This window comes from Novosphingobium kalidii, from assembly GCF_040534015.1.
In the GTDB taxonomy this organism is placed as follows: Bacteria; Pseudomonadota; Alphaproteobacteria; order Sphingomonadales; family Sphingomonadaceae; genus Novosphingobium; species Novosphingobium kalidii.
The window spans coordinates 445,047-470,819 of record NZ_JBEWLY010000013.1 but is presented as its reverse complement, the minus strand read 5'-3'; the positions used below and the strand labels follow the sequence as shown (position 1 = coordinate 470,819).

The window sequence follows — 25,773 nt, the reverse complement described above, 5'->3', positions numbered from 1 at the left end:
CGTCCTATGCTCCCGCCTCGTTCACTTCGCCAGTCTTGTTTCCGCCATTTGCAGAACCTGCCGGCAGTGCGTGCTCCGCCTGACGCGCGCGGCTGGTGTCTGCCGCTCGCCCGCGCGGGCCGTTGAAGTATTCTTGGATCCAGGGGTGGTCGAGCGCGAGCAGTTCGGGGATCGTGCCGACTGCAATGACCTTCTTGTCCGCCAGCACGGCCACACGATCACAGATTGCGTAAAGCGTATCGAGATCGTGCGTGATCAGGAACACCGTAAGTCCCAGCGTCTCCTTAAGTTCCCGGGTCAGCTCGTCGAACGCGGCGGCGCCGATCGGATCGAGGCCGGCAGTCGGCTCGTCGAGGAACAGAAGCTCAGGGTCGAGCGCCAGCGCCCGCGCCAGGCCGGCACGCTTGCGCATGCCGCCCGACAGTTCCGAGGGATACTTGAACGACGCCTCATCCGGCAGACCCGAAAGCCGAACCTTGAACCGGGCGACTTCGCTGCGCAGGGACTCGCTCATCCCCGGATAGAATTGCTTGAGCGGCACTTCGACATTCTCGCCCACGGTCAGCGTGGAGAAGAGCGCTCCGCCTTGGAACAGCACGCCCCAGCGCGAGCGAATGTCGATCTCGTCATCGTCGGCCTTCTCGGTCATGTTCTGACCGAGAACACAGACGTCGCCCGCAGAGGGCTGCTGCAGTCCGATAATCGAGCGCATCAGCACCGACTTGCCGGTACCCGAGCCGCCTACGACGCCCAGAATCTCCCCCTTACGCACCTCAAGGGACAAGTCATCGTGGATGACGTGATCGCCAAACGCATTGCGCAGGCCATGCACCACGATCGGGTGTTCGAAATCCCTCGGTTCCTGCTGCGGCGGAGCGTCGTCCTGAAGAGCCTGATCCGCGTTCATGCCCAGCCAATCTCGGTGAAGAAGATGGCGAAGAACGCGTCGAGCACGATCACGGTGAAAATTGCGGTGACCACCGATTGTGTCGTGCGAAGACCAACTTCTTCGGCGCTGCCCTTCACTTGCATGCCGTGATAGCAGCCGGCCAAAGCGACGATCAGGGCGAAGACAGGCGCCTTGATAAGGCCGATCCAGACGTCGGTAATCGGCACCACTTCCTGGGTCCGTTGCAGGAAGGTGAAGAAGGGGATGTCGAGCGCGAAGTTCGAGATGAATGCTCCGCCGATGATCGCCATGATCGAAGCATAGAAGCCGAGCAGCGGCATCATCAGGACGGCGGCGAGCACCCGCGGCACCACGAGTGCCTCCATCGGCGATACGCCAATGGTGCGCATCGCGTCGATTTCCTCGGTCAGCTTCATCGTGCCAAGCTGCGCTGCGAAGGCGGAACCCGAGCGTCCAGCTACCATGATCGCGGTCATGAGAATGCCGAGTTCGCGCATGGATAGACGACCGGTGAGGTTGATCGTGTAGATCTCGGCGCCGAACTGCGCGAGTTGCACGGCGCCCTGCTGCGCGATCACGATGCCGATGAGGAAACTCATCATCCCGATGATCCACAGCGAATTGACGCCGATGTACTGCATGTGGTGCACCATAGCGGTGCCCCGAAGCCGTGATGGATGACGTGCCACCGCAGCCATGCTGAACATGGTGTCACCCAGAAAGCCCACAATCCGAACGAAGCCATGCCCCCATCCGGAGATGACGTCTCCCACTTCCGCCAAGGTGCGGGTCGCCAATCCTGCCGGCTGCTCGAACTCCGCCTTCTCGCTGTCGAGCTCACCGATGGCGGCGAAGAGGCGGCGCGTCTTCTCGCTCTGCCCTACGATCTCAGCGTTGTGATCGCGCGCGAAGCGCTGGATCAGCCATGCGCCGGTCGTGTCGATATCCGAAACCCCGGACATATCGACACGGCCGACGCTGCCTGCGTCGACGGCGTCGAGTTTGGCGTCGAGATTGCCGAGCGCGTAGATACGCAAAGGGCCGGTCAGCGCCAGCGTGGGCACACCATCTTCCCGTGTCTCGGCAAGAGTAAAATTAGCCCGTTCCCGCATGCGCCCTCGTCATGGGGGATAATACCCGGCGCGGCAAGGGGTTCCAAAGATGCGACAAGAGGGCGAGAGGGGGAGCCGCGCTCTCGCGCTTGCACCCGGTTAGCCGCGCTGGCAAAGGCCGGTCATGACCGAGGACAGCGCAGCTACGATGCTTGACAAGACCTTTGATCCGGCAGCGATCGAGGCAAAATGGTACCAGCACTGGGAAGGCGCTGGCCTGTTCCGGCCTGAGCGCCCGGATGCAGCACCGTTCACTATCGTCAATCCGCCCCCGAACGTCACGGGCTCGCTCCACATCGGCCATGCGCTGGACAATACCCTGCAGGACGTGGTGGTTCGCTATGAGCGCCTGCGCGGCAAGGACGCCTTGTGGGTGGTCGGCACCGATCACGCGGGCATTGCCACGCAGATGCTGGTCGAGCGCCAGCTCGAAGCCAAGGGCGACAAGCGCACCAACCACTCGCGCGAGGCTTTCGTCGAGAAGGTCTGGGACTGGAAGGCCGAGAGCGGGGGCAACATCACGCGCCAGCTTCGCCGCCTGGGCTGCTCGATGGACTGGTCGCGCGAGCAGTTCACCATGGACCCGCACTTCACCCGCGCTGTGGTGAAAACCTTCGTCGACCTTTACAACCAGGGCTTGATCTACCGCGACAAGCGGCTGGTGAACTGGGACCCGCGCCTAAAGACCGCGATCTCGGACCTTGAGGTCGAGACGCGCGAGATCGACGGCAAGTTCTGGCACTTCAAGTACCCGCTTTCGGACGGCTCGGGCCACATCTCGGTCGCCACCACGCGGCCTGAGACGATGCTCGCCGACATGGCTGTGGCGGTGAACCCCAGCGATGAGCGCTACAAGCACTTGCTGGAGCGCGGCGCGACCGTGACCTTGCCCATCACCGGGCGCGAAATCCCCATCGTTGCCGACGAGCACGCCGATCCCGAGCTTGGCTCGGGCGCGGTCAAGATCACGCCGGGCCATGACTTCAACGACTTCGAAGTGGGCAAGCGCGCCGGCATCAAGGCTGCGGACATGCTCAACATGCTCGATGCCGAAGCGAAGGTTTGCCAGACCGCCGACGGGCTGATCCCCCGACAGCTGATCGGCATGGACCGCTTCGAAGCCCGCAAGTGCGTGGTCGATCTGATGGAGCAGGACGGTTTGCTCGACAAGATCGAGGACCGCGTGATCCAGACGCCTTACGGCGACCGCGGCGGCGTGGTGATCGAACCTTGGCTCACCGACCAGTGGTACGTCGATGCGAAAACGCTGGCCAAGGCTCCGATCGAAGCCGTCCGCTCCGGCGCCATCGAGATCGTGCCCAAGAGCTGGGAGAAGACCTTCTTCAACTGGATGGAGAACATTCAGCCCTGGTGCGTCTCGCGCCAGCTCTGGTGGGGGCACCGCATCCCCGCATGGTACGCCGAGGACGGCTCCATCTACGTCGCAGAGACCGAAGAAGAAGCGCAGGCGCAGGCCGGCAATAAGAAACTCAGCCGCGACGAGGACGTCCTCGACACCTGGTTCTCCAGCGCGCTGTGGCCTTTCGCCACGCTGGGCTGGCCGGACGCCGATGCGCCGCTGCTCGCCAAGCACTACCCGAACGACCTGCTCATCTCCGGGTTCGACATCCTCTTCTTCTGGGATGCGAGAATGGCGATGCAGGGCATTCACTTCATGAAGGAAGTGCCGTGGAAGCGGCTCTACCTCCATGGTCTTGTGCGTGCGACCGATGGGCAGAAGATGTCCAAGTCGAAGGGCAACGTGGTCGACCCGCTCGGCCTGATCGACCAGTACGGCGCCGACGCGCTGCGCTTCTTCATGGCGGCCATGGAGAGCCAGGGCCGCGACGTGAAGATGGATGAAAAGCGGGTCGAGGGTTACCGCAACTTCGCCACCAAGCTGTGGAACGCGGCCCGCTTCTGCCAGTCGAACGGCATTACCGCCAGCGCCTCCGTAGCGGCTCCCCAGGCGAAGAACGCCGTGAACCGCTGGATTGTCGGAGAGGTCGTCGAGACCGTCGCGGCGCTCGACAAGGCCATGGCCGACTTGCGTTTCGATGCCGCCGCCAACACCATCTACCACTTCGTCTGGAACCAGTTCTGCGACTGGTACATCGAGCTCATCAAGGGGCAGTTCGATGAGGAGACGAAAGCCGTCGCCGGCTGGGTCCTCGATCAGATTCTGGTCATGCTCCATCCCTTCATGCCCTTCGTCACCGAAGAGCTGTGGTCAAAAATGGGCGCTCGCCCCTACGAGCTGATCGTCGCGAAGTGGCCTGAGCCCGATGCACAGGTGGATGCACAGGCCAAGGCCGAGGTCGAGTGGCTGATCGCGCTCGTTGGCAACTTGCGCGGCGCGAAAGCGGAACTTAGCATTGCCCCCGGCGCGCGACTCACAGCCTACGTCGCCGAGCCATCCGACGAGACCCGCGCTATCATCGGCCGCAACAGCGCTGCTATCGATCGCCTCGCGCGCCTTGATGCCATTCGGTTTGAAACCGCACCGGCGGGTGCTGCGATGCAGGTCGGTGCAGGAGATGCGATGTTGGCGATCCCGCTGGAGGGCGTGATCGACATCGCCTCGGAAAAGGCGCGGCTGGAAAAAGCCCTCGCCGCCTCCCAGAAAGAGCGGGATTCGCTTGGCAAGCGGCTGGAGAACCCCGCCTTTGTCCACAAGGCCAAGCCGGAAGCAGTGGAAAAGGCCCGCGCCGATCATGCTGCTCATGCCGCCGAAGCGGAGCGGCTGACAGCGGCGCTGGCGCGCTTGGGCTAACGCTCCCGACCCCTCGTCATTCCCGCGGCCGAGGGAGTGGCGAGGAGGAAAGGGAAGGTGCCTCGTCGGCGGAGCGTAAGACAAATTGTTTTCCTACGCCGAGTTGATCTGCCATCTGCGGCCGGATGATTCCGGCCACTCGTCTTGCGCGTCACGCTTCTGAGAACACCGGAAATCCGGCGGTGGCCGTTTGTGTCCAGGACACCGGCAATTGCGGCAACCACACGGCTCGACCATGCCGCTGACTCTCGCCACCACCACACCCGGCGAGCCCGAGCTATTCGCGTCGCTGCAGGGAGAGGGCCCCTCGATCGGCCGCCCCTCCACTTTCCTTCGCCTCTCCCGCTGCAACTTGGCGTGTCAGTGGTGCGACACTGCCTACACCTGGCGCTTTGCCGGCGATAACCGCCCCCACCGGGACGACCTCGCCTTCGAGCGCACTGCCAACCAGCTCACGCTGCCTGAAGAAGACGTCGCAGCTCGCATTGCCGCGCTTTCTCCCGACCGGCTGGTGATCACCGGCGGCGAACCTTTGCTCCAGGGAGCGGCATTGGCCCGCCTCTGCACCTTGTTGCCAGCCATGCATGTCGAGATCGAAACCAACGGCACGGTCGCGCCCCACGCAGCGCTCGACCCTCTCGTGCAGCAATTCAACGTCAGCCCTAAGCTCTCGCACAGCGGCAATGCAGCCGAGCTGGCGCTCATTCCTGAGCGTCTTCGCGCATGGGCCGCGGACGAGCGGGCCTATTTCAAGTTCGTCGTAGCCGACGAAGACGATCTGGAAGAGGTGCTGGAACTGCAGCGACAGTACGCAATACCGGGGGACCGCCTGTTCCTGATGGCGGAAGGCCGCTCTACAGCCGAGTTGCGCGGGCGTCAGGGCTGGCTGGCCGACGTCTGTCTGCGCCATGGCCTGCGGTTCACCGACCGCCTGCACATCCACTTATGGGGGGACACAAGAGGGACATGAACGAGGCGTCTCCGATCCCCATCGCAGAAAATGCGGCCGAGACTCAGCCGCTGCCGCAGACGCCGCCGCCTCGCACGCCGCAGGAAGCGGCGGAGGCCCTTCGCGGAGACCTGACGCAGGGGCCGATCCTTCGCACTCTGCTGATGTTCTCCATCCCGATGCTGATCAGCAGCGTCCTGCAAACGCTGAATGGCTCGATCAATGCCATCTGGGTCGGTCGGCTGCTGGGCGAAAGCGCGCTGGCAGCGACCGCGAACGCCAACATCATCATGTTCATGCTGTTTGCGCTGGTGATCGGCTTCGGCACTGCGACGACGGTTCGGGTAGGGCAGTTCTTCGGCTCGCGCGACTTCGATGCGGCCCGGCAGAACTTCGGCACCGGCGTCGGCTTCTGCATCGTGCTGGGCATCGCAACCGCCGTGGTGGGATGGTTCTTCGCGGCGGACATCCTCGATGCGCTCGGCACCCCCGCTGCCAGCGCGACCATGGCACTGGATTATCTTCAGGTGGTTTTCATCACGATCCCCTTTGGCGTCGTGTCGATGATGGTGTCGATGGGGATGCGCGGCGCCGGCGATTCCAAGACTCCACTTTACGCCATGATCCTGACCGCCGCCGTCGACGTGGTGCTCAACCCCGTGCTGATTATGGGTATGGGACCTCTCCCCTCGCTGGGCATCACCGGCTCGGCCATGGCGACCGCCTTCGCCAACATCGCGGGTTTGAGCTATCAGCTGCAGCGGATCTATTCGCAGGATCTGCCGCTGCGCCTCCGCGGTGCGGAACTGCGCTACCTCGTGCCGGGAGGCGAGGCGCTGCGCTATGTCATCACCAAAGGCATCCCGATGGGCGCGCAGATGCTGCTGGCTTCCTCGGCCGGCCTCGTGATGATCGGGCTCGTCAACCGAGAGGGACTGAACGCGGCCGCAGCCTATGGTGCCTCCCTGCAGTTGTGGAACTATCTGCAGATGCCCGCTTTCGCCGTAAGCTCGGCCGTCAGTGCAATGGTTGCCCAGGCCATCGGGGCCAACAAGCACCAGCGCGTGGGCGAAGTCACCCGCGTGGGCCTGTTCGCGACGCTCGCCATGTCGATGGCGCTCGCCTCGCTGATCGTCCTCGCAGACCAGCCGCTTCTGGCACTGTTCCTCGGCAGTGACAGCCCGGCAATGCCGATCGCGCAGCATATGCAGCTCATCTGCACATGGTCGTTCGTGCTGATGTGCATCAGCATGATCCTGTCGGGCACGATGCGCGCCTATGGCGTTGTCGTCGTGCCGATGATCATCCTGTTCCTGGCGCTCTACCCGGGACGGCTGGGCTTCTACGCCCTCGCCTATCCCTATATTGGTGGAGACGCCGTGTGGTGGGCCTACCCGGTGGGATCGGTCGTATCGGTACTGCTGACGGTGCCGTACTACATGTATGGACGTTGGCGGCAGGCGAACGCCCTGCCGCCGCGGTCAGGAGCGCCCGCCGCCTGATCCCAGCGGGAGAGGCTCAGCGGCCGGAGCGCCAGCGCTGGACAACACGCTGGACCAGCGCCTCCTCGCCACCGCTCTCACTCCACAGCTGCACGAACGACGGATCGGAGGAAGCAGGGCGCTTGCACTCCTCAAGGTCGTCAAAGGAAACGCGGATCGGGATCGACACGCCCTCGCCGCAGATCACGCACTCGCGATTGCGCAAGGCCGGGATGGCATCCAGAAAGCCGCGTGCCCCTTCGGGCATGGCGGCGCGCACGAAAGCCTGGTCGCGGTCGTTGTTGAGGCGCATGGCGATGATCGTGCCGCACTGCGACAGCACGCCCTCCGCCAGGTCAGACGGGCGCTGCGTGATGAGGCCCAGCGAGACACCGTACTTGCGGCCTTCCTTGGCGATCCGCGACAGGATGCGACCGACCGATGAACCATCGGCGTTCCTCTCGTTCGGCACGTACCGGTGCGCTTCTTCGCAGACCAGCAGGATTGGCTGCGTGCTCTCGTCGCGGGCCCACACGGCGAAGTCGAACACCAGCCGGCTGAGCACGGCGACCACGGTCGAGGTGATGTCGGAGGGCACACCAGAAACATCGATGATCGAGATCGGTCTCCCGTCAGACGGGAGACGAAACAGCTGGGCGATGAATTCCGCCATCGTGTCGCCCACCAGCATGCCAGAGAACATGAACTGGTAGCGCGGATCGGCCCTGATCTCCTCGATCTTGTTCTTGATCCGCAGATACCCCGCAGTGGTCCGGCCCTTGTCGAGCTTGCCCATCTCCGCGTTGACGACCGCCGTCAGGTCGGAAAGCAGGTAAGGGATCGGCGCATCGACCGTAATCCTGCCCAACTCCTGGGAAAGGCGATTGCGCATGCGCGCCTCGAACAAGCATTTGGCCAGGATTTCGGCGTCTTCTTGGCGCTCGTCTCCTCGCGCGGTGAGGAACACCTCGCAGTGTTCCTCAAAGTTCATCAGCCAATACGGCATCTGCATGTTGCTGACATCGAGCGTGACGCCGTTGTTGCGAAACGCGGCGCCGTATTCTCCGTGGGGATCGATCATCACCACGTGGCCTTCGGGCGCTGCCTCACAGATGCGGTGAAGGATCAGCGCGGCGGCAGTCGACTTGCCGGTACCGGTCGAGCCGAGCAGCGCAAAATGCTTTCCCAGCAGGGCGTCGATGTAGAGGCCGGCGCGAATATCCTTCGTGGGGAAAACGTTGCCGATCTGGATCGCGGCATGCCCCGTGCTTGCATAAACCTGCCGCAGATCCTCGTCCGTCGCAGGGTAGACCAGCGATCCTGGAATTGGATACGCGGTGACCCCGCGCCGGAAGTCGACTATGCGCCCGGTTTGTGCTTCGCCCCGTCCTTCGCCCAGGAAGTCGATCACGGCCACGATAGCATCGGGGGAATTACCGTCCTGCTTCTGGCTGCGCACGCTGGCCAGCAACCAATTGTCGCCAGCTCGCACCTTGATCTGGCTACCCACCTGCCCCGAGAGCGCCACTGAAGGGTCGGCATCTACAGAGCATTCAGTCAGTCGCGGAACATCGAGCATAATCTTCGATCCGGCCCCGGCGATCTCGATGACTACCCCGATCGGTGCATACGGGTTTCTGGCTCCGGGAGCATATGCGGCTACATCTGAGATGTGCGCGGGTCGGGATTCCCCGAAATCGGACGTGTGAAATGTCATTTTTCCCGCTGCCGAACGACCAAGAAGATGGATTTCGTTTTAGGTAGCGCAAGTTAACGGGGGCCTAAGCTCGGCCGTACGTCTTCAGACCAGCGCGAAGAGACGCCCAGCCAGCCAACCCATGGCGACCGAAACGATGACGGCAAGAAGTCCATAGAACAAGCCGTGTTGGTCGGCGAAGTCGGCGATGGCTCTTTCCAGACCGATCTTGCGGACTTCCACCGTGCTGCTGGCGGACGCAACCACTCTGCCGTCAGACACCGCAAAGGTTTCTGCCGTGTAGACACCGATCGGCACGCTTGACGGCAGCGCGATCCGAGCTTGGTACAACACCTGCTCACTCACCTTAACCGCGCTCTCCTCCTGCCGGTAGAGACCGTTCTTCGCGTTGAGCCCGACCAGCCCCTGCGAGAAGCGTAACTGCTCGTCTGGCTCGATCGCGCCAATCGGCGAGAGCTGCAGCCATTCCAGGCCCAACTCGTAGATCGCAGCGGTCTTCTCATCCACGATCTCGGAGATCGGGCGGGTCGAGGCAATCGCATAGTACGAAGGCGCGGAGCGGAACTCGGTGCTTTCCGCGTTGATCCAGATGCCCGCCACCTTCTGCTTCTCGCGCACCACAATCGAGTGGGTGGGCCCTTTGAGAACGACGATGATGTCGTACTCCTGGGCGGCGCGGGTGCCCTCCGGGTTGAGCACCGCACCGAAGAGCAGCAGCTCGGTGCCGGTAAAACCCTGGCGCAGCAGAACCTCGTGCTGGGAAACCTCCGGCACCAGGATCGGATCGCGCGCGCCCCCCAGAAGCAGCAACAGGACAACGGCGAGCGCAGCTCTCACAGCGGCGCCACCGTGTAGATGTTCTCCGGCCTGAAGCCGAGACCTACGGACATGCGCAGAGCGACCAGAATAACGATGACCGCAAGCAGCAGCCGCAGCTTCACGGGGCTGAGCTTCTGCGCGAACTGCGCTCCGATTTGCGCCCCGGTGACAGAACCTATCAACAGCAGCGATGCCAGCACGATGTCGACCGACTTGGTCGTTAACGCATGCATCATCGTGGTCGCCATCGTCACAAACAGGATCTGGAACAGTGACGTGCCCACAACGACGTTGGCGCTCATACCCAGAATGTAGAGCATGGCAGGCACCAGCACGAAGCCGCCACCTATGCCCATGAGCATTGTCAGAATGCCCGTCAGCACACCAAGCAGCAGGGGGGCCAATGGAGAGATGTAGAGTCCGGAGCGGTAGAACCGCCAGCGCATCGGCAAGTGAGCGACGAGAGGATGATGACGCCGTTTGCGAGCAGGCAACGGAATCCCGCTCCGCTCTGACCGCAAGGTCTGAATGCTCTCTCGCGCCATCAGCGCACCAATGGATCCGAGCAGCAGCACGTAGAGAATGTTGATCACGGTGTCGATCTGGCCGAGCTGCGCCAGAATGTTGAACAGCACAGCGCCGATCCCGGTGCCAACGATGCCACCCGCCACCATGACCCCGCCGATCTGGTAGTCCACGCCGCCACGTCGGGAATGCGCAAACGCGCCCGAGACGCTGGCGCCGGTCACCTGGCTGGCCGCCGAGGCCGCAGCCACGGTGGGCGGTATACCGTAGAAGATCATCAGCGGCGTAGTCAGGAATCCGCCGCCCACGCCGAACATGCCCGAGAGCACGCCTGTCAGCGCACCAAGGCCAACGATGATCAACCCGTTCACGGACAGGTTGGCGATTGGCAGATAAACGTCCATCGGCAAGCCTCGCTAGCTCACCCATGTGCCCGAGAAAAGGCGCGTCGAAAAAAGAACGTCGTTTTTAGAACCCGGCGCCTACCGTCAACGCTGGGCCCGATCCGGGTTCGGCATTTCCGGTGACGCGAAACCGCCAATCAAGGCCGATCCGCCCGAATACCCGGGGGGCTAGCGGCATGGACACAATTGCAGTCGGCCCTGCGTCCAGCCGCGACGCGCCCTTTTGCACACCGCCCCAAACGCCTGCGCCAACTCTGGCTTCGTAGCGTCCTATGCTCAACAAGCCCCGATCGAGACGGACTTGCCCGTCGGCGAACGGAGTTGCGTAACGACCGCCGATGTATCCTGCCTGTCCATAGACCTCTGCGCGCAGCGCACCAGGCAAAGACAGCGCCGGCAGTTCAGTCACCGCCATCGCGGCGGGCTGCACCCTTCGCGATCCGGCCTGATCGGTTAGCCGCCCCTCGATAGCGCCGACGATCGGAACGGCGGGGAGCGGCCGAACGGAGAGACCAAGGGCCGCGGACGTTTCGCTCACGGCGCCCAGAGTGGACGTCGTGCGCAAGTACGCTGTCGGCGCGTGAGAGTCCTGCATATCCAGCCGATAGCGCAGGACCGCGCCCGCCTGACTTGCCCCATAAGTGGCGGGCAAGGCTCCCGTGGGAAGCACGGCTGCGCCATCGTCACGTATCAAGGCCCAGGCATCTGCCGACCATCGGCGACCATTGCCGATAAGCTTTCCGATCCGCCCTCCCAGGAGCGCGGCCACTTCTCCATACCTTGCGGAAGTCGGCTGGGCGTTCAGGCTCGGCAGCGCTGCGGCGAAGATTCCGTCTTCGCGGCGTCCGGGAGGCGTCATATGGTCGCGCGGCAAATCGTCAAAGAAACGAAGCGCAGGCTCGGCCGGGCTTGGAGCCGGGGCGAAGGTGCCCGGAGCAAGGAAGTGCGGCCCTTCTCCACCAGCTGCGACTATCGGCCCTCCTCGCATGCCGCTTCGGGCGGGCGAGTACTGCACCGGCGCGCCGTAAAATCCCATCGGCAGCACCCCATAGCCAGTCCCCGCGTAAGACTGCGGCCCCGTCCTGAGAGGCGCGTCCGAACTCTCCGCCGCGGCTGCCGTCGCAGTGCCCACCGTGAGCACGACCTCAGGCAGGCTAAGACCACCCTCGCTTCCGAGGCTGGTGATGCGCGCGCCGGCCCAACCCAGCAGCAAAGCCGTCAGCACGACGAGCGGCTGTCCGCGTGCGCGGCGACGGCGTCCCGCGATCATGCCGCTGCTCCTTGTGCCAAGACGGTGGCAGGGTGATGGCGATGCTCGGTCTTGTCCCAGACTACCGCAGCGCCGCGCAGCGTCTGCACATAGGAGAACAGAGCCCTTCGCCCCGCCATGATGGAAATAATATTGCCAACGAAGATACGCGGCACGGATCGCAGCCCCTCCCGCACTCCGTACTCGCGCGTGGTGAAGGCAAACCGCATCAGCATTCGCCACAAGAGACTGAACAGGCACAAGACCAACATTGCCCGCAACATGGGCGAGGTTGGATGCGCAGGAGTCATCCAGCCAGCGAGTCTGGCCGCAAAGAGCAAGCCGGAGATGAACAGCCACAGATACGCCGCCGTGAACACCAGTGCCATGAGCGGCCCTCGCCGATCGCGAAGCCGCATCCACACGTCGAGCGGCCGGCGCGACCAGCCGAGGCGGTCCCACCCCTGCAGTGCGATGCCGTGTATCCACCGGGTCTTCTGCCGCACCGAGGTTTCGAGGGTGGAAGGGAAGTACGCGCGGGTGGCAACCAGCCCTCCATCCGCAGCTCGCAGGCGCAGGAAGCGCGAGCGGCCGCCTGCATGCGAGAAGAGCAGCCCCAATTCGTAGTCTTCGGTCAGACACTCGGAAGCGAAGGGCCCATCTCCGCCCTCTTGAGCGCGCAAGTGCGCCAGCGCCTCTAACCGCTCCCGGCCAAAACCGCAGCCTACCCCGGCAGCTGGGATCGGCGCCTTGATCGCGTCGCGCACCACAAGCGCCTTCGCGTGCGCTTCTGCAAATTCATCGGAATAGTGACCGGCAATCCACGGTGAGAGATGTTGCGGCTCGGGCAGCACCGGCAGCTGTACGAAGTCCGCCTCTGCCAGACCCGCGTCGATCGCACCGATCGCTTCGGGATGGACCATATCCTCCGCATCATGCATCACCACTCCACGAAAGCGGACGCCAGCGCGCCGTTCATCCTCGCACATGGCGCGGTAGACGCGATTGAGGCAGTCGGCCTTCGTCGTAGGGCCCGCTCGATCATGGATGACGATCCGCAGCCGTCCGTCTCCGTTTGCACCTGACAGGGCGGCCGCGACAGTCGCCGGGTCGTTTCCGTAACACCCCACATAAAGACGCAGATCGCGCTGCGGCCAGACGCGCAAGGCGTGCCCGATCATGTGGCCGATTACCGCAGATTCTCTCCACGCAGGCACGAACACTGCAAGGGGAGTGGAGAGTGGCCTTCCGGCCGCAGTAGTCACCACCTGTCCTGACCGAAGCCCGCGCATGAGGCGCAGCCCGAGCCAAATGAGATCGACGGCCATCTCATCCAAGGCGCCGAGCACGAACCAGAACGCAGTGAAATACAGCAATTCCTGCTGCAAAAGCTGCAGCCCACCCAGCGCAACGCGCAGAAGCTCTACTGTCATGGTCCGCACCCCCAGGGTACCTCGCTACAGGTACCCAAGGGGACGTGCCATTTACAATTATGTAACCATGATTTGCCGTGTGTTCGCCGCCGGATAGCTCCAGAGCCTTACCAGGTGCCCTCGTTGGGCATGCTGGCCCAAGGTTCCTGAACGGGCAGATGGCCATCCTGGAGAAGCTCTACCGAGATTCCGTCCGGCGTACGGATGAAAGCCATGTGTCCATCCCGCGGCGGGCGGTTGATGACAACACCTGCGTCCATAAGCCTTTGACAAGTCTCGTAGATGTCATCGACTTGGTACGCGAGGTGACCAAAATTACGGCCGCCGGTATATTCCTGCGGATCCCAGTTGTACGTCAACTCTACCTCGGCGACGCCTTCCTGTCCGGGCGCGGCCAGAAAGATCAGGGTGAAGCGCCCTTGCTCATTCCGCGTCCGCCGAACTTCTTCCAGACCGATGAGATTGAAGAAGCGGATGGTCGCATCGGGATCGCTCACGCGGATCATCGTGTGCAGATAGCGGGTCATGGGGAGGTCTGCCTTTTTTCGTTCAAAGCCAAAAAGCGGTTTCTCGCCGGGTAAGCCGGCGGTGCACAGCATGTGCCAGGCTCTCGGACTAGGCTGACCGCATGCCTGGGCGCAAGTCGCGCTACCGGACGACATTCAGGGCTGTTGCAACCCTGCAGCAAAGCAGCGACTCTATTGTCAGTCGCTCATACCGCCCAAGGCTGAAGCGAGACCGCTCAGCTGAAGGCCATAATACGCCGGGGAGCCTGTAAGCCGGGTTCTGTCTTGCCGACGGTATCCTATCGCAGGACCGTATCGGCAAGGGCAGCCATTCCTCTTACGCGGCGCATCGCTGCGCCGCTCCAGCGACCAACCCGGGCTGCCTGGGTCCGAAACAAACCCGCCGATCCCTCAGCTTTCGCTGACGCCGGCGCGCAGCCCCTATTCGGTCTTGCTCCGGGTGGGGTTTGCCATGCCGCTTACCGTTGCCGGAAGCGCGGTGCGCTCTTGCCGCACCCTTTCACCCTTACCTATCGCTCACAAGGAGCGTATCGGCGGTCTGCTCTCTGTGGCACTTTCCCTAAGCTTCCCCTTGCCTTCGCAAGACTCGCCCGGCGGGCGTTACCCGCCACCCTCGTTTCGTGGAGCCCGGACTTTCCTCGGCGCTAACAAGTAGCGACGCGGCTGCCCGGCTCCCCGACGCGCGGGCTACCTAGCATGGCCGATGTCCCGCTCCAACAGGAGCTCGAACAGAATGCCGCCGATTTCCCCATCGATTTCGCCGTCGATGTATTCTGGCCGCCACCGCCGTTGGAAGGCGCTGACTGCCGCGCGTCCATCCGTGATATCGTAGCCAAACCGCTCAAGCGCCAGGTAAAAGGCGCCGGGGTTGTCATAGAACAGGTTCATCTTGGCTTTCGGGATCTCCAATGCGAGCCCCAGCTGGCCAAGCCGCGCCCAGTCGAAGTATTCCCCCGGATCCTGCTTGCGTGCCGGCGCCACATCTGAGTGTCCGACCACGTTGGCGCGAGGGATGTCATGCCGGTCCATCATGTCCGCCAGCAGCGGCAGAAGGGCATCCATTTGTGGCTCGGGAAAGGGACGATACCCGAACTCGTGCCCCGGATTGGCCAACTCGATCCCGATGCTCGCCGAGTTTACGTCGGTGATGCCGCGCCAGTAAGACTTGCCGGCGTGCCAGGCACGCTTGTCCTCAGGCACCAGGTTGGTGACCGCTCCATCCTCGTCGATCAGGTAGTGCGCCGAGACTTGTGCGGACGGGTCACAAAGCCGAGCCAGCGCCTCGTCGCTGCTGCGCATACCAGTGTAGTGCAGAACCACCATCGAGATCGGCAGTGCTCGCTCGTTGCAATTCGGAGACGACACCACCCGATTTACCAGCCAGCGGTTCATTGCCCTGCGCCTCCTTGTCCGCCGTCGGCGGCGAAGCCGCCGTCCCTGAGACCTCGTCCTTACGCAGCCTGCGGCAGCATCGCCCCGAGCACCAGCGCCTCGTCGCTCAGCACGAACTGGAGGTGCCCACCGACGGTCTCTGCCAGCTGCGCCAGCATAGCTGCCGGAGCGGTGCGGCTGGATAGCTCGGTCGGAGACATGGCACCTTCCAGAGCACGGCCGATTTCACGATCGAAAGCAATGCGGGGGCCTTCCGAGCGCACAACGATCTCGCTTGCGCCATCACGCAGCTCGGCTGCCAGCGACAGCGTGCCGCCACGAGGCAACGCCTCTATGCCGATGAGGGCAAAGTTCAGAAGGGTCTTGATTGCCGGCTTGGGCATAGCGTCGCTGCCGAGCGCCCACTCCACGGAGATCCGCGGATTGTTGGCAATGAGCGCATCGACGAGGACCCGCGCCTCGTTGACCGGAACGAGTTCGCCGAAACCGCCGGCCGCACCGAAAGCCAGACGAAAGAACTTGAGCTTGTCGGCCGAAATGCGCGCGCTCTGCTCCAGCAACTCGAAGCAGCGCTGGCGCATCTCCGGGTCCTTCTCGTCGGCGAGCAGTTCGAGGCCGTTGCTCAGCGCACCCACCGGGCTCAGCATGTCGTGGCAGAGCCGCGAGCAGAGCAGGCTAGCAAGGTCGAGCGAGCTGGTCGTCATGGTCTTGTGCATCCGTTCTTCGTTGGCGCCACGCCAAGGTCTCGGAGCAAACGGCTTTCGCTCTCCGCCCCTTCCCTGCCCCCGCGCTCCTAGCGTTCAACAACTCGATGGGAAAGCGGAGTGAAACCTTTCCCGCTATCGCGCCAGAAAGCAACCTCGTCTCCTGCAACGATCGCCCAGATGCGCGAATCGCCAGTGGAATGTTCGCAGTCGGTGGCTGAGGGCACGGGGTGGCCCGCCGGATGAGAGTGAAAGTACCCAAGCACCTCCGGCCCGCCGTTTCGCGCCTCCTTGTGTGCAGCCAGCAGCGCCACGGGATCGACCTCGAAGCGCGTCCGCGGTTGCGGTGAGACATTCCGGGCCGCAACGGCCTGTTCTATCCTTTGCCCTGCTCCCAGAAGCAGGCCGCAGCACTCATCGGGCGATGCTCTTGCGGCTTCCTCTCGCAGTGTGGCCATCGCGCCACTTGTCACTTCTATGGTCATAACCAAATCCTAGCGGTGAATGGGGGGCAGGAACATAGAATTGCCGGCATGACCGGCCCGGAAGCGGCACGGCTCGATAAAGCGGTGGCCGATGCAAGCGGCCTCTCGCGCGAGCGGGTGAAGGCGCTGATTGCAAAGGGGCTGGTAACAGTGTTCGGCACGGTTGCTTCGCAGCCTTCACTCAAGGTCTCCCCGGCGTCTGCTTTCACCATTCTGGTTCCGCAAGCTGCGCCAGCTGAAGCGGAAGCGCAAGAGATCCCGCTGAACATCGTCTACGAGGATGACGACCTCATTATCGTAGACAAACCCCCGGGGCTCGTGGTCCATCCCGCCGCAGGCAACTTGGACGGGACTTTGGTGAACGCGCTGCTTCACCATTGCCGTGGGCAGCTCTCCGGTATCGGCGGCGTCGCGCGCCCCGGCATCGTTCATCGTATCGATAAAGACACCTCCGGCTTGCTGGTGGTTGCCAAGAGCGACCGGGCGCACGAGGGGCTGGCGCAGCAGTTTGCCGCGCATTCCATCGTGAGATCCTACCGCGCCGTCGTATCGGGGATTCCTCGTCCGGCAGCGGGACGCATCGAAGGAGCGATCGCGCGATCGTCTGCGAATCGAAAGAAGATGGCTATCGTCGCCGATGGGCGCGGCAAGCGCGCCGTAACCCACTACAAAGTATTGGAATCGCTGAAAAGTGCCGCTTTGGTAGAATGTCGGCTTGAAACCGGGCGCACGCATCAGGTCCGCGTTCACATGTCGTCAATCGGCCATTCGCTATTAGGGGACCCAGCATATGGACGCACACCATCCGCGCTGCGGCCCCTCCTCGACCGGGTCGACTTCCACCGCCAAGCGTTACACGCTGCGGAACTCGGCTTCGTCCACCCCGTTAAAGGAGAAACGGTTCACTTCGTCAGTGCCATGCCGGAAGATATGGCGACACTGATCAGGGAATTGAAACACTGAAATCGGATATGTGTGCTATACTGAACATGTGGCCTCAAGCTAAGGTGCCTTCAAGGGCCTTTGACCGTGGGCCGACACAGAAAGGACGGATCACGTGAGCACTAAGGAACGCAATCTGCCAGCCGTTCCCGCACTTGGGGGCGAGCAGAGCCTCAACCGCTACCTTTCCGAGATCAAGAAGTTCCCGGTGTTGGCGCCGGAGCAGGAATACATGCTCGCGCAGCGCTACAAGGAACATGAGGATCGGGAAGCCGCCGCGCAACTCGTGACGAGCCACCTTCGGCTCGTGGCGAAGATCGCCATGGGTTACCGCGGCTATGGCCTGCCGGTTTCGGAGCTGATCTCCGAAGGAAACATCGGCTTGATGCAGGGCGTCAAGAAGTTCGAGCCCGAAAGGGGCTTCCGCCTGGCCACGTACGCGATGTGGTGGATCAAAGCCTCTATCCAGGAGTATATTCTGCGCTCGTGGAGCCTGGTTAAGATGGGCACGACGGCCGCGCAGAAGAAGCTTTTCTTCAACTTGCGCCGCATGAAGAAGAACCTCGACGCCTACGAGGACAGCGACCTGCATCCCGACGACGTCAAGTCGATCGCAACTACGCTCGGCGTCTCCGAGCAGGAAGTGGTCAACATGAATCGCCGGATGATGATGGGCGGCGACGCTTCGCTCAACGTCTCCCTGCGCGAGGAAGGCGAAGGCCAGTGGATGGACATCCTGCAAGATGACAATCCGCTGCAGGATGAGATCGTCGCCAGCGCCGAGGAGAAGACTGTGCGTCACGACCTTTTGGTTGAGGCCATGGACACTCTCAACGAGCGCGAGCGTGACATCCTGACAGAGCGTCGTCTGACCGACGATCCGAAGACGCTTGAAGAGTTGAGCCAGGTCTATCATGTCAGCCGCGAACGCGTGCGTCAGATCGAGGTGCGCGCCTTCGAGAAGTTGCAGAAGGCGGTGACTCGTATCGCCACCGACAAGCGACTGATGCCGGCGGCAGGCTGAACGGGCTTCACTTACACGCTCAAGAGGGCCGTCCGAAAGGGCGGCCCTTTTTGGTTACGCTCTCAAGGCCCGCATGATCGGCTGACTGAGGATGTCCGGCCTCTTGTCAAGCCCTGTCCTGGCATTTCGCACGGGAACGCAGCGCCGCCACCACGGTTATCTTGAAGAACGCAGCCGATTGCACTGACTGTTCATCGCCAACGCTGAATGCTTTTACTGGATGCCACCATGCGCTTACCCTCCATTCTGTTCGCTTGCACGCTCCTCGCGGGCTGCGGAGGAGACGGTGGGCCGACGGTCATCGACGGCAGCAGCCAGGAAGCCTACGAAAGCAGCCTCAGGGAGGCAAAGAAGGACATAGGACCGGCCCAGCGCATCAAGCTGGAAGCGGCCATCCGCGAGCATCAGGCGCGCATGTTTGCCAAAGCGGACAGCCGGCAGGAGTATCAGAAGCTGGTACGCGAAGGCATGAACGGTCTGACGGCGCCCGGCATCGTGGCGCAGTTCGATAAGGATGTGGACCGGGTGCAGGGCAAGGCCGCGGACGCGATCTTTGACGCGAAGCGTGCGCTGGGAAAGCTGTAGGCTCGTAGCTTAGAGCACTTCCATTTTGCTCGGCCTGAGGAAATTCGCCAAGGGGGAGGCGCGATCTTCGACGCCTTCTGTCTTGCTCTTGCTCGTCGGCGGATGCTCAACAGGCTAGCCAACGTGTAAGGCTCGACCCCCGCTCTCGTCAAAAAAGCGAGCGCGGGGGTCGATCTCTCTCAATCATGAGCGGGGCCGGCTGACCGCCGGCCCATCCCAGATCAGAAGTGTGCGATCACACCAGCCATCGGGCGGATGCTGTCGAAGTCATACGTCTCCATCTGAACACGCAGGCGAATACCGCTGTTGGTGGTGATGCCACCCAAACCGATGTCCTTGGGTCCGACTTCCACGCCGAGGCCGTAGATCCAGTCCTTCTGGTCGCTATAGGCGCGCTTGCCGTTCACCCACTGGTAGCCGGCCGAAGCGAAGATCATGCCACTGTCACCTGCGCGTGCGCCAAAACGGCCACGCACACCGTATTCCCAATCGATGTCGCCGAAGCCCTTGGTCGCGTTGCCTTCGACGCCGGCGAACACGGGGCCAAGCGGAACGTTGACGCCGGCGACGCCACTGACGAGGCCGCCATTCATGGTGCCGCCGCGGGGCGAACCGAATTCGCTGTCACGGTCAAACTCATGGTAGCCGCCGAGAACGCCGACATAGGGCTCGATGCCGAATGCCGGAGTGCCATCAGGTGCTGTGGCCATGCCGCCGTCCTGAGCCACCGCAGCGGCGGGAATGGAAAGCGCGATGGTCGCGGCGAGCAGAAACTTCTTCATTGGTATCTCCGAGGTCTATCGTCGTGGGCGAACCCTTGAGCCTGGTCTAACCCGATAGCCACCCAAAGAGTTTCGCCCCAGAAACCTTTAAATCCGGGTGTTGTATATTTGCGTCACTCCTCGGAGTCCCCACCCCGAGGTCAGCAATCAGTCATAGATGCGCCAGCGACGGAGCACTTTCTGCAGTCCGTCGCGCAGAAGATTAGCGGCGCCCAGCCCGCTCACCGGTGACCTTGGCCGAGCCGAACATACCCATCTTGCACCTGCCACTGATTGCATCCTCATCCACCTGAAGGTCGTACTTGAGCGTGATCTTCATGGGCTGCTCCACCTTTACCTCGAACCTCGCGCAGCCTTCGCCCCAACTGCCGCCGGCAAACTCCTGCCGTCCTTCGGAAGCCGAGAGGTACCCGGACAGCACGCCTCCGTCGGTTTGGAAATGGGCAACCATGGCTTGTGGCCCCATCGGCATCTTCAGCACCAAGTTCCAGTCACCGTCGATAGCCGCTGCTGTAGCTGCTGCCGTTTTCGTCCCGCCCGGAAGAACAAGAGAGGCGGCGGGCGGGGCCATGGCGTTTGCCGGACCCGCTTGCGGAATGGCTGTTGCGGCCGCCTCCTCCATCTCCCGAACTCCGGCACGCAACCTGGCGGTGCCGGACACGTCCCGCTGCTCGATCACGTCGAGAATACGCGCAGGGGTAAGCGGCAGAACCAGTTCCTCGATCTCGCCGAAGGGGCTCAGCGCGTCGGCGATGGCATTGACCAGCGTCGGCGGGCCGATGATCGCTCCGCCCTCACCCACCCCGCGCATCCCCCCGATGGTCTTTGATGGGGTGTTGGCATGGATATACTCGAAGATCGGAACGTCGGTGATCGCTGGCAGCAGGTAGTCCTTGAACGTCGCCGCCATCGGATTGCCACGCGCGTCGTATGGCATGTCCTCAAGCAGGACCATGCCGATCGCCTGCGCTAGCCCGCCAGCCACCTGGCCTTCGACGACCGCCGGGTTGATCACCGTGCCGCAGTCTTCCGATGCGATCCAGCGCAGGATTTTCACGAAGCCCGTATCGGCGTCCACTTCGACCACGCAAGCATGAGCCGCGCTGGTCATCGTCATAGGCGGGGGCTGATAGCGGAACTGAACTTCCAGCCCTGCCTCGAACCCGGGAGGCAGGCGATGCGGCTCCCCGTAAGCGATATTCGCGAGTTCGCCGATCGGCCGCGACATCTCCGGCGCGCCGGCGATGTGGACGATCCCCTCCTCGATGCTCACGCTCTCAGGCGAAGCATTGTAGAGGTGCGCTGCAAGCGTCTTGACCTTGTCCGCCAGCATCTCGGACGCGCGGATCGCCGCACCACCACCGATCACGCCTTGCCGGCTGCCAGCCGCCCCAGGGCCAAAGCCGCCCCTAGTGTTGTCGCCCTCATAGACGGTCACGTCTTCATAGCGCACGCCAAGACGGTCGGCGATGCACTGCGCCATTGTGGTTGCGGTGCCGTGCCCCTGCGAGTGCGTTGACATCGCCGCCGTGACTTTGCCGGTGGGTTCGATCCGCACCTGGGCGAGTTCGCCGGTCATCGGGGCCATAGAACCGGCCGATCCTGTAGGCTCTATATAAGTCGCAATGCCCAGTCCGAGGTAGCGGCCTTCCCTGCGCGCATTAGCCTGCTCGCGGCGGAAGGCAGGGATGTCGAAGTTAGCGACCAGCTTCTCCAGGCACTCACCGGGCGTGATGTCGTCGACGGGGATTCCCATGCACGAGGTGGTCGGCTGGTCCGACAGATAGACGAGATTGCCCCGCCGGATCTCCACAGGGTCGATACCGATCTTGCGCGCCGCCTTGTCGAGCAGCGTCTCGCGGATCAGCGATTCCATCGCCCAAGGCCCGCGATAGGCAGCCAGGCCATTGGTGTTCGTGTACCAGCCGCGGCTGACAAACCCATAGGTCGGCATCTTGTACGCGGGCCACATGAACATGTGCACAGCGATGTTGTTGTCGGCACCTTGAGGATAGGCGCCGTTATTGCAGTCATAGATGCCATGGCTGGCCTGCATGCGCCCGTCGGCGTCGAAGCCCACCTCAAGCCTCATCTCCGCCTCGCGAGCTTGCGCAGAAGCGGTAAGCGCCTCGTAGCGATCCTCGGTCCATTTCAGCGGTCGGCCGAACAGCATCGCGGCGCAGATGACCGCGCACTCCTCTTTCCAAGGGGTGTTCTTCAGGCCGAAGGAGCCGCCGACGTCCTTGGCGATCACCCGGATCGCCGCTTCCGGAAGGCCCAGCGCAAGGCTTACCCAGCGGGCAATGTTGTGCGGGCTCTGACACGTGATGTAGAGCGTCAGTTCCTCGGGCCCCTCGCGCGTGGCGAGGATCGCACGGTTCTCCATGGGTGCCTGCGAGATGCGCTGATGCACGACCGTTTGCCGCACGCGATGCGCTGCCGCGTTTAGGGCGTCCAAAAGTTCCCCCTCGGGCTCTTCGTCACCGATCTCCGCTGAGACGTTGCTGTCGGTGCCCGGATGGATCGGAGGTCCGCCCATCGCCTGGGCGACCGTGACCACAGGCTCGAGTTCCTCGTACTCCACTGCGATGAGCGCAGCAGCGTCCTCCGCGATCGCGCGGGTCTCGGCGATGACGAGCGCAAGCGGGTCGCCAACGTACTGCACGTAAGTATCGGCCAGTGGCGTGATGGGCACCTCGGACGGCGTGAAGAAGAAGCTCATCATGGTGATGGGCTGCCGCGCGAGGTCCTTGGCCAGCATGATGGAGTGGACGCCTGGCACATCCAGCGCCGCGCCAGTATCGATCGACACGATGTTCCCCCGCGCGATCTGGCTGCGCGCGAAGGCGACGTGGAGCGTTCCTGGAAGCATTACGTCATCGGTGTACTGCCCGCGCCCGGTGAGGAGCCGCGCATCCTCCTTGCGAGGAACGCGCTTGCCGATCCAGCGGGCCGCACCGATACCGGGCGCGCCTTCGCGACGAGCCGGTGCGTCCGCCTCACTCATGCGGTGTCCCCCGAGGTCAGGATCCGGGCAGCCTTGCGGATGCCCTGATAGCCCGTGCAGCGACAGATATGGCCTGACATTGCCGCGATCAGCTGCTCCTCGGTCGGCTTCGCGCCCTCGGCGGTGAGCGCGGCGAACGTCATGACGACGCCAGGCGTGCAGAAGCCGCACTGCAGCCCGTGCGCATCACGCATGGCCTGCTGCACCGGGTGCAACGTGCCCTCAGGATCGGCGAGACCCTCCACGGTCGTCACCTCGGCGCCGTCGGCCTGGACCGCGAGCATCAGGCATGAACGTACAGCACGGCCGTCGACCACGACGGTGCAGGCGCCGCAAACGCCGTGTTCGCAGCCGATATGGACACCGGTGTAGCCGGCGTCGGCGCGCAGGAAGTCGCCCAGCGAGGTTCGGGCCTCGACCCGGCCGGTGTGGCGACGTCCATTGATGGTCAACTGGATGGCGTGTTCGCTCATGCGGGTTCCCTCAAGGCAAAGGCTTCGCGCATCGTCTTGACGAAAATGCGGCGGCCGACCGTCCGCCGGTATTCGGCACTGGCGTGGTGATCATCGAACGGGGCCGCATCTGCCAGGCCAACGGCGGCGAGGGCATCCAGATCAAGGCGATCAAGCGCCTCACCCACCAGCGCGCCCTCCAACCTGTTCATGCCTATGGGAGTTGGGCCCATGCCGAACCAGGCGAGCCCGGCCCGAGCGATCGTTCCGCTCTCGACCACTGCCGCGCCTACCATCCCGACCAGCGCAAAGTCGCCAGGCCGCCGTGCGACTTCGCGAAACAGGACATGATGCCCTTCCAGCCAATCCGGATAGACGATGCCGGTGACAAGCTCGTCAGGCTCAAGCACGGTCATGTACGGGCCGATGTAGAAATCGCGCGCTGCAACCCGCCGAGTGCCCCGCACCGACGCGATCTCGATCGTGGCACCCAAAGCAACGGCTGTGGCCGGCATTTCCGCAGCCGGTTCGCCCAATGCGATCGAGCCGCCGATGGTGCCGCGGTTGCGCGTCTGGTGATGCCCGACGTGCGACAGTGCCTGCACAAGCGCCGGCAATTCGCGTGCGAGCACCTTGTCGTTCAGAGCGTCAGCTTGCCGGGTGGTGGGACCGATGCGGGTACCATTCGAAACGCGGGTAACTCCTGCGAAACCCTCGATACGATTAACATCGACGAGGATGAAAGGCTGGCTCATCCGCAAGTTGAGCAAGGGCATGAGCGTCTGCCCACCTGCGATCACAGTTGCGCCGCCCCCCGCTTCGCTCAGGATCTGGCAGGCTTCCGCCACCGTCGTCGGTGCAACGTAATCGAATGGCGCCGGCTTCATGTGCGACCGCCTCGCCGACCGGCCTCATACCCTGCTGCCGCGGAGAGGATCACCAGGATCGCCACCATCAGGGCGACCACGCCATGATAGTAGTTGCGGCCCAGCATGAAGCCAGTGAGCACCGCCAACACCAAAGCGACAACCCAGCTCCACAGCGGTGCCGGAGCGCTGGCAATGGGCGAAGTCTGGGTCGGACCAGCAGGAGCAGAGACGGCAGGTGCCGCCATGACGGACGCAGTCGCAGCATCGCCGGTGGGCTCGGCCACCGGTACCGGCCCGGCCTGATCACCCGATGCGCTTACCACGGCATTGAATCGTGCGAAGAACTTGCCCGTCAGGTTCTTGGCGGTCGCATCGATGATCGGGCCGCCAAGCTGCGCCATACGTCCGCCGACTTCGGCATCGACGTCATACGTCACGAGAGTACCACCGCCTGGTGCATCGGAGAGCCGGACCTTCGCGCCGCCCTTTGCGGTACCCGCGATCCCGGCATTGCCCGACCCGCTGATCCTATAACCGCTCGGCGGGTTCAGCTCCGTGAGTTCGACATGACCTTTGAAGCGGGCACCGATCGGGCCGATCTTGATCTCCGCCACGGCGACAAAGCGATTTTCGCCCTCGCGCTCAAGGCTCTGGCAGCCAGGAATGCACTGCGCGAGCACAGCGGGATCATTGAGCGCGTTCCAGACCTCGCTTCGCTCGGCAGCGATCGTCTGCTCGCCCGTCATGCGCATCTATATTCTCCCCTGGCCACAACGCTTGAGCGCCGCGCTCAATCCACGAGCGCCTCTCCTGCACTGGAACGCAATGAGCAGAAAGAGTACGATCCAGTGTGGCTCATTTTGAAGACAATGCGAAGCAATATTCGCGCTGCTTGACCCCGCACCCGCTCGTTCGATACGCCTTGTTGAATACGAGAGCTCGGAGATCTGGTGAAAAAAGGCGCAGTGCTGGTGCTCTGAAGGAGATGATCGTGGACGAGGAACTCGAGAAACTGCGCGCCACCGTTCGACACCTGAAGGACCGGCAAGATATACTCGATTGCATCCAGCGTGAGAGCCGCGCCCGCGACCGGCAGGACGTGGAGATGATCGCCTCCTGCTGGTGGGAGGACGGCGTGGACGAACACGGCGCCATCATCACCGCCGCACCCGATTATCCCGAACGAGCCAATTTCGGGCATCGCCGCGGCTTCCTGCAAACGAGCCACAATATCACCAATCACCTTTGCGAACTCGACGGCGATATCGCGCATTGCGAGTCTTACGTGATCGGCGGCCTCGCCTGGAAGCATGGCAAGCGCACGTCTATCGCGTTCGGCCGCTATCTGGACCGCATGGAGCGAAGGGGGGATGAGTGGCGCATCCTGACGCGCCGCTGCACAATCGAGATGACTTGTGACGGTGATGCCGAGTGGGTTAACTCGGACGCCATCAAAGGATTTCTCAAGGGGCTCTGGTCGAGGAAAGATCCCTCCTACGAACGTCCGTTCGTAGCAAGGGACACGAACGAGGGCGTGCGGTGGTAGGGGCCTTGCTGGCCAGGGTCCGGTGCCGCTAGGAACGACAAGTGCGATCCATGCCGGGCGCACCGAGCGAGGGGCTCCACCGGACG

23 protein-coding genes and 1 other RNA gene are annotated in these 25,773 nt (G+C 63.2%); 7 read left to right on the top strand and 17 right to left on the bottom strand.

Annotated elements, in window-relative coordinates:
* Window positions 1-4: 4 nt before the first annotated feature.
* Window positions 5-907, bottom strand: a complete 903-nt coding sequence (locus ABVV53_RS09005) for an ABC transporter ATP-binding protein (RefSeq protein ID WP_353984040.1) — start codon at window positions 905-907, stop codon at window positions 5-7.
* Window positions 904-2,022, bottom strand: a complete 1,119-nt coding sequence (locus ABVV53_RS09000) for an ABC transporter permease (RefSeq protein WP_353984039.1) — start codon at window positions 2,020-2,022, stop codon at window positions 904-906. The genes ABVV53_RS09005 and ABVV53_RS09000 overlap by 4 nt, the downstream gene beginning before the upstream one ends.
* Window positions 2,023-2,146: 124 nt before the next feature.
* Between ABVV53_RS09000 and ABVV53_RS08995 the strand changes: the two genes are divergently transcribed.
* The 3 genes from ABVV53_RS08995 to ABVV53_RS08985 all read left to right on the top strand — a co-directional run bounded on the left by ABVV53_RS08995 (window position 2,147) and on the right by ABVV53_RS08985 (window position 7,246).
* The gene (locus tag ABVV53_RS08995; protein WP_353984038.1) at window positions 2,147-4,795 is read left to right on the top strand and encodes a valine--tRNA ligase; all 2,649 of its coding nucleotides are present in this window, start codon (window positions 2,147-2,149) and stop codon (window positions 4,793-4,795) included.
* 235 nt (window positions 4,796-5,030) lie between these two features.
* On the top strand, window positions 5,031-5,765 hold the full coding sequence (locus ABVV53_RS08990; protein ID WP_353984037.1) for a 7-carboxy-7-deazaguanine synthase QueE: 735 nt from the start codon (window positions 5,031-5,033) through the stop codon (window positions 5,763-5,765).
* Entirely contained in the window at window positions 5,762-7,246 is a 1,485-nt protein-coding gene (locus ABVV53_RS08985; protein WP_353984036.1) for an MATE family efflux transporter, read from the top strand. Before ABVV53_RS08990 ends, ABVV53_RS08985 begins: the two co-directional genes overlap by 4 nt.
* Window positions 7,247-7,262: 16 nt before the next feature.
* On the opposite strand, the gene ABVV53_RS08980 is transcribed toward ABVV53_RS08985, so the two are convergent.
* From ABVV53_RS08980 to ABVV53_RS08935, 10 genes are all read right to left on the bottom strand, one after another.
* On the bottom strand, window positions 7,263-8,942 hold the full coding sequence (locus ABVV53_RS08980; RefSeq protein WP_419956765.1) for an ATP-binding protein: 1,680 nt from the start codon (window positions 8,940-8,942) through the stop codon (window positions 7,263-7,265).
* A gap of 84 nt (window positions 8,943-9,026) precedes the next feature.
* Window positions 9,027-9,779 (bottom strand): TIGR02186 family protein, encoded by a 753-nt coding sequence (locus ABVV53_RS08975; RefSeq protein WP_353984034.1) that lies wholly within the window; start codon window positions 9,777-9,779, stop codon window positions 9,027-9,029.
* The gene (locus ABVV53_RS08970; protein WP_353984033.1) at window positions 9,776-10,690 is read right to left on the bottom strand and encodes a sulfite exporter TauE/SafE family protein; all 915 of its coding nucleotides are present in this window, start codon (window positions 10,688-10,690) and stop codon (window positions 9,776-9,778) included. Before ABVV53_RS08970 ends, ABVV53_RS08975 begins: the two co-directional genes overlap by 4 nt.
* Window positions 10,691-10,754: 64 nt before the next feature.
* Window positions 10,755-11,960, bottom strand: a complete 1,206-nt coding sequence (locus ABVV53_RS08965) for a hypothetical protein (RefSeq protein ID WP_353984032.1) — start codon at window positions 11,958-11,960, stop codon at window positions 10,755-10,757.
* Window positions 11,957-13,372, bottom strand: coding sequence for a glycosyl transferase family protein (locus ABVV53_RS08960; protein WP_353984031.1), 1,416 nt, complete (start codon window positions 13,370-13,372; stop codon window positions 11,957-11,959). The genes ABVV53_RS08965 and ABVV53_RS08960 overlap by 4 nt, the downstream gene beginning before the upstream one ends.
* A gap of 107 nt (window positions 13,373-13,479) precedes the next feature.
* Window positions 13,480-13,899, bottom strand: a complete 420-nt coding sequence (locus ABVV53_RS08955) for a VOC family protein (protein WP_353984030.1) — start codon at window positions 13,897-13,899, stop codon at window positions 13,480-13,482.
* A gap of 232 nt (window positions 13,900-14,131) precedes the next feature.
* Window positions 14,132-14,578, bottom strand: an RNA gene (rnpB, locus tag ABVV53_RS08950) — RNase P RNA component class A.
* An 8-nt stretch (window positions 14,579-14,586) separates the two neighbouring features.
* Window positions 14,587-15,291 (bottom strand): N-acetylmuramoyl-L-alanine amidase, encoded by a 705-nt coding sequence (locus ABVV53_RS08945; RefSeq protein WP_353984029.1) that lies wholly within the window; start codon window positions 15,289-15,291, stop codon window positions 14,587-14,589.
* 59 nt (window positions 15,292-15,350) lie between these two features.
* The gene (locus tag ABVV53_RS08940) at window positions 15,351-15,995 is read right to left on the bottom strand and encodes a histidine phosphotransferase family protein (RefSeq protein ID WP_353984225.1); all 645 of its coding nucleotides are present in this window, start codon (window positions 15,993-15,995) and stop codon (window positions 15,351-15,353) included.
* A gap of 89 nt (window positions 15,996-16,084) precedes the next feature.
* Window positions 16,085-16,480 (bottom strand): M67 family metallopeptidase, encoded by a 396-nt coding sequence (locus ABVV53_RS08935; RefSeq protein WP_353984028.1) that lies wholly within the window; start codon window positions 16,478-16,480, stop codon window positions 16,085-16,087.
* A gap of 48 nt (window positions 16,481-16,528) precedes the next feature.
* Here ABVV53_RS08935 and ABVV53_RS08930 point away from each other — a divergent pair, with 48 nt between their 5' ends.
* From ABVV53_RS08930 to ABVV53_RS08920, 3 genes are all read left to right on the top strand, one after another.
* Window positions 16,529-17,443 (top strand): RluA family pseudouridine synthase, encoded by a 915-nt coding sequence (locus tag ABVV53_RS08930; RefSeq protein WP_353984027.1) that lies wholly within the window; start codon window positions 16,529-16,531, stop codon window positions 17,441-17,443.
* Window positions 17,444-17,537: 94 nt separating this feature from the next.
* A complete protein-coding gene (rpoH, locus tag ABVV53_RS08925; RefSeq protein ID WP_353984026.1) occupies window positions 17,538-18,446 on the top strand; it encodes an RNA polymerase sigma factor RpoH in 909 nt (302 codons plus the stop codon).
* Window positions 18,447-18,674: 228 nt separating this feature from the next.
* Complete coding sequence (locus ABVV53_RS08920; RefSeq protein ID WP_353984025.1) at window positions 18,675-19,031, top strand: hypothetical protein; 357 nt, start codon at window positions 18,675-18,677, stop codon at window positions 19,029-19,031.
* A 221-nt stretch (window positions 19,032-19,252) separates the two neighbouring features.
* Here ABVV53_RS08920 and ABVV53_RS08915 read toward each other — a convergent pair whose 3' ends face one another.
* The 5 genes from ABVV53_RS08915 to ABVV53_RS08895 all read right to left on the bottom strand — a co-directional run bounded on the left by ABVV53_RS08915 (window position 19,253) and on the right by ABVV53_RS08895 (window position 24,893).
* Window positions 19,253-19,813, bottom strand: a complete 561-nt coding sequence (locus ABVV53_RS08915; protein WP_353984024.1) for an opacity protein — start codon at window positions 19,811-19,813, stop codon at window positions 19,253-19,255.
* A gap of 202 nt (window positions 19,814-20,015) precedes the next feature.
* Window positions 20,016-22,820 carry a xanthine dehydrogenase family protein molybdopterin-binding subunit gene (locus ABVV53_RS08910; RefSeq protein WP_353984023.1) on the bottom strand — a complete coding sequence of 935 codons (2,805 nt, stop codon included), beginning with the start codon at window positions 22,818-22,820 and terminating at the stop codon, window positions 20,016-20,018.
* A complete protein-coding gene (locus ABVV53_RS08905) occupies window positions 22,817-23,293 on the bottom strand; it encodes a (2Fe-2S)-binding protein (RefSeq protein ID WP_353984022.1) in 477 nt (158 codons plus the stop codon). The genes ABVV53_RS08910 and ABVV53_RS08905 overlap by 4 nt, the downstream gene beginning before the upstream one ends.
* Window positions 23,290-24,159: an FAD binding domain-containing protein gene (locus ABVV53_RS08900; protein WP_353984021.1), complete on the bottom strand. Its 870-nt coding sequence runs from the start codon at window positions 24,157-24,159 to the stop codon at window positions 23,290-23,292. The genes ABVV53_RS08905 and ABVV53_RS08900 overlap by 4 nt, the downstream gene beginning before the upstream one ends.
* Entirely contained in the window at window positions 24,156-24,893 is a 738-nt protein-coding gene (locus ABVV53_RS08895) for an SRPBCC family protein (protein ID WP_353984020.1), read from the bottom strand. Before ABVV53_RS08895 ends, ABVV53_RS08900 begins: the two co-directional genes overlap by 4 nt.
* A 233-nt stretch (window positions 24,894-25,126) precedes the next feature.
* Here ABVV53_RS08895 and ABVV53_RS08890 point away from each other — a divergent pair, with 233 nt between their 5' ends.
* Complete coding sequence (locus tag ABVV53_RS08890; protein WP_353984019.1) at window positions 25,127-25,687, top strand: nuclear transport factor 2 family protein; 561 nt, start codon at window positions 25,127-25,129, stop codon at window positions 25,685-25,687.
* The last annotated feature ends 86 nt before the right edge of the window (window positions 25,688-25,773 follow it).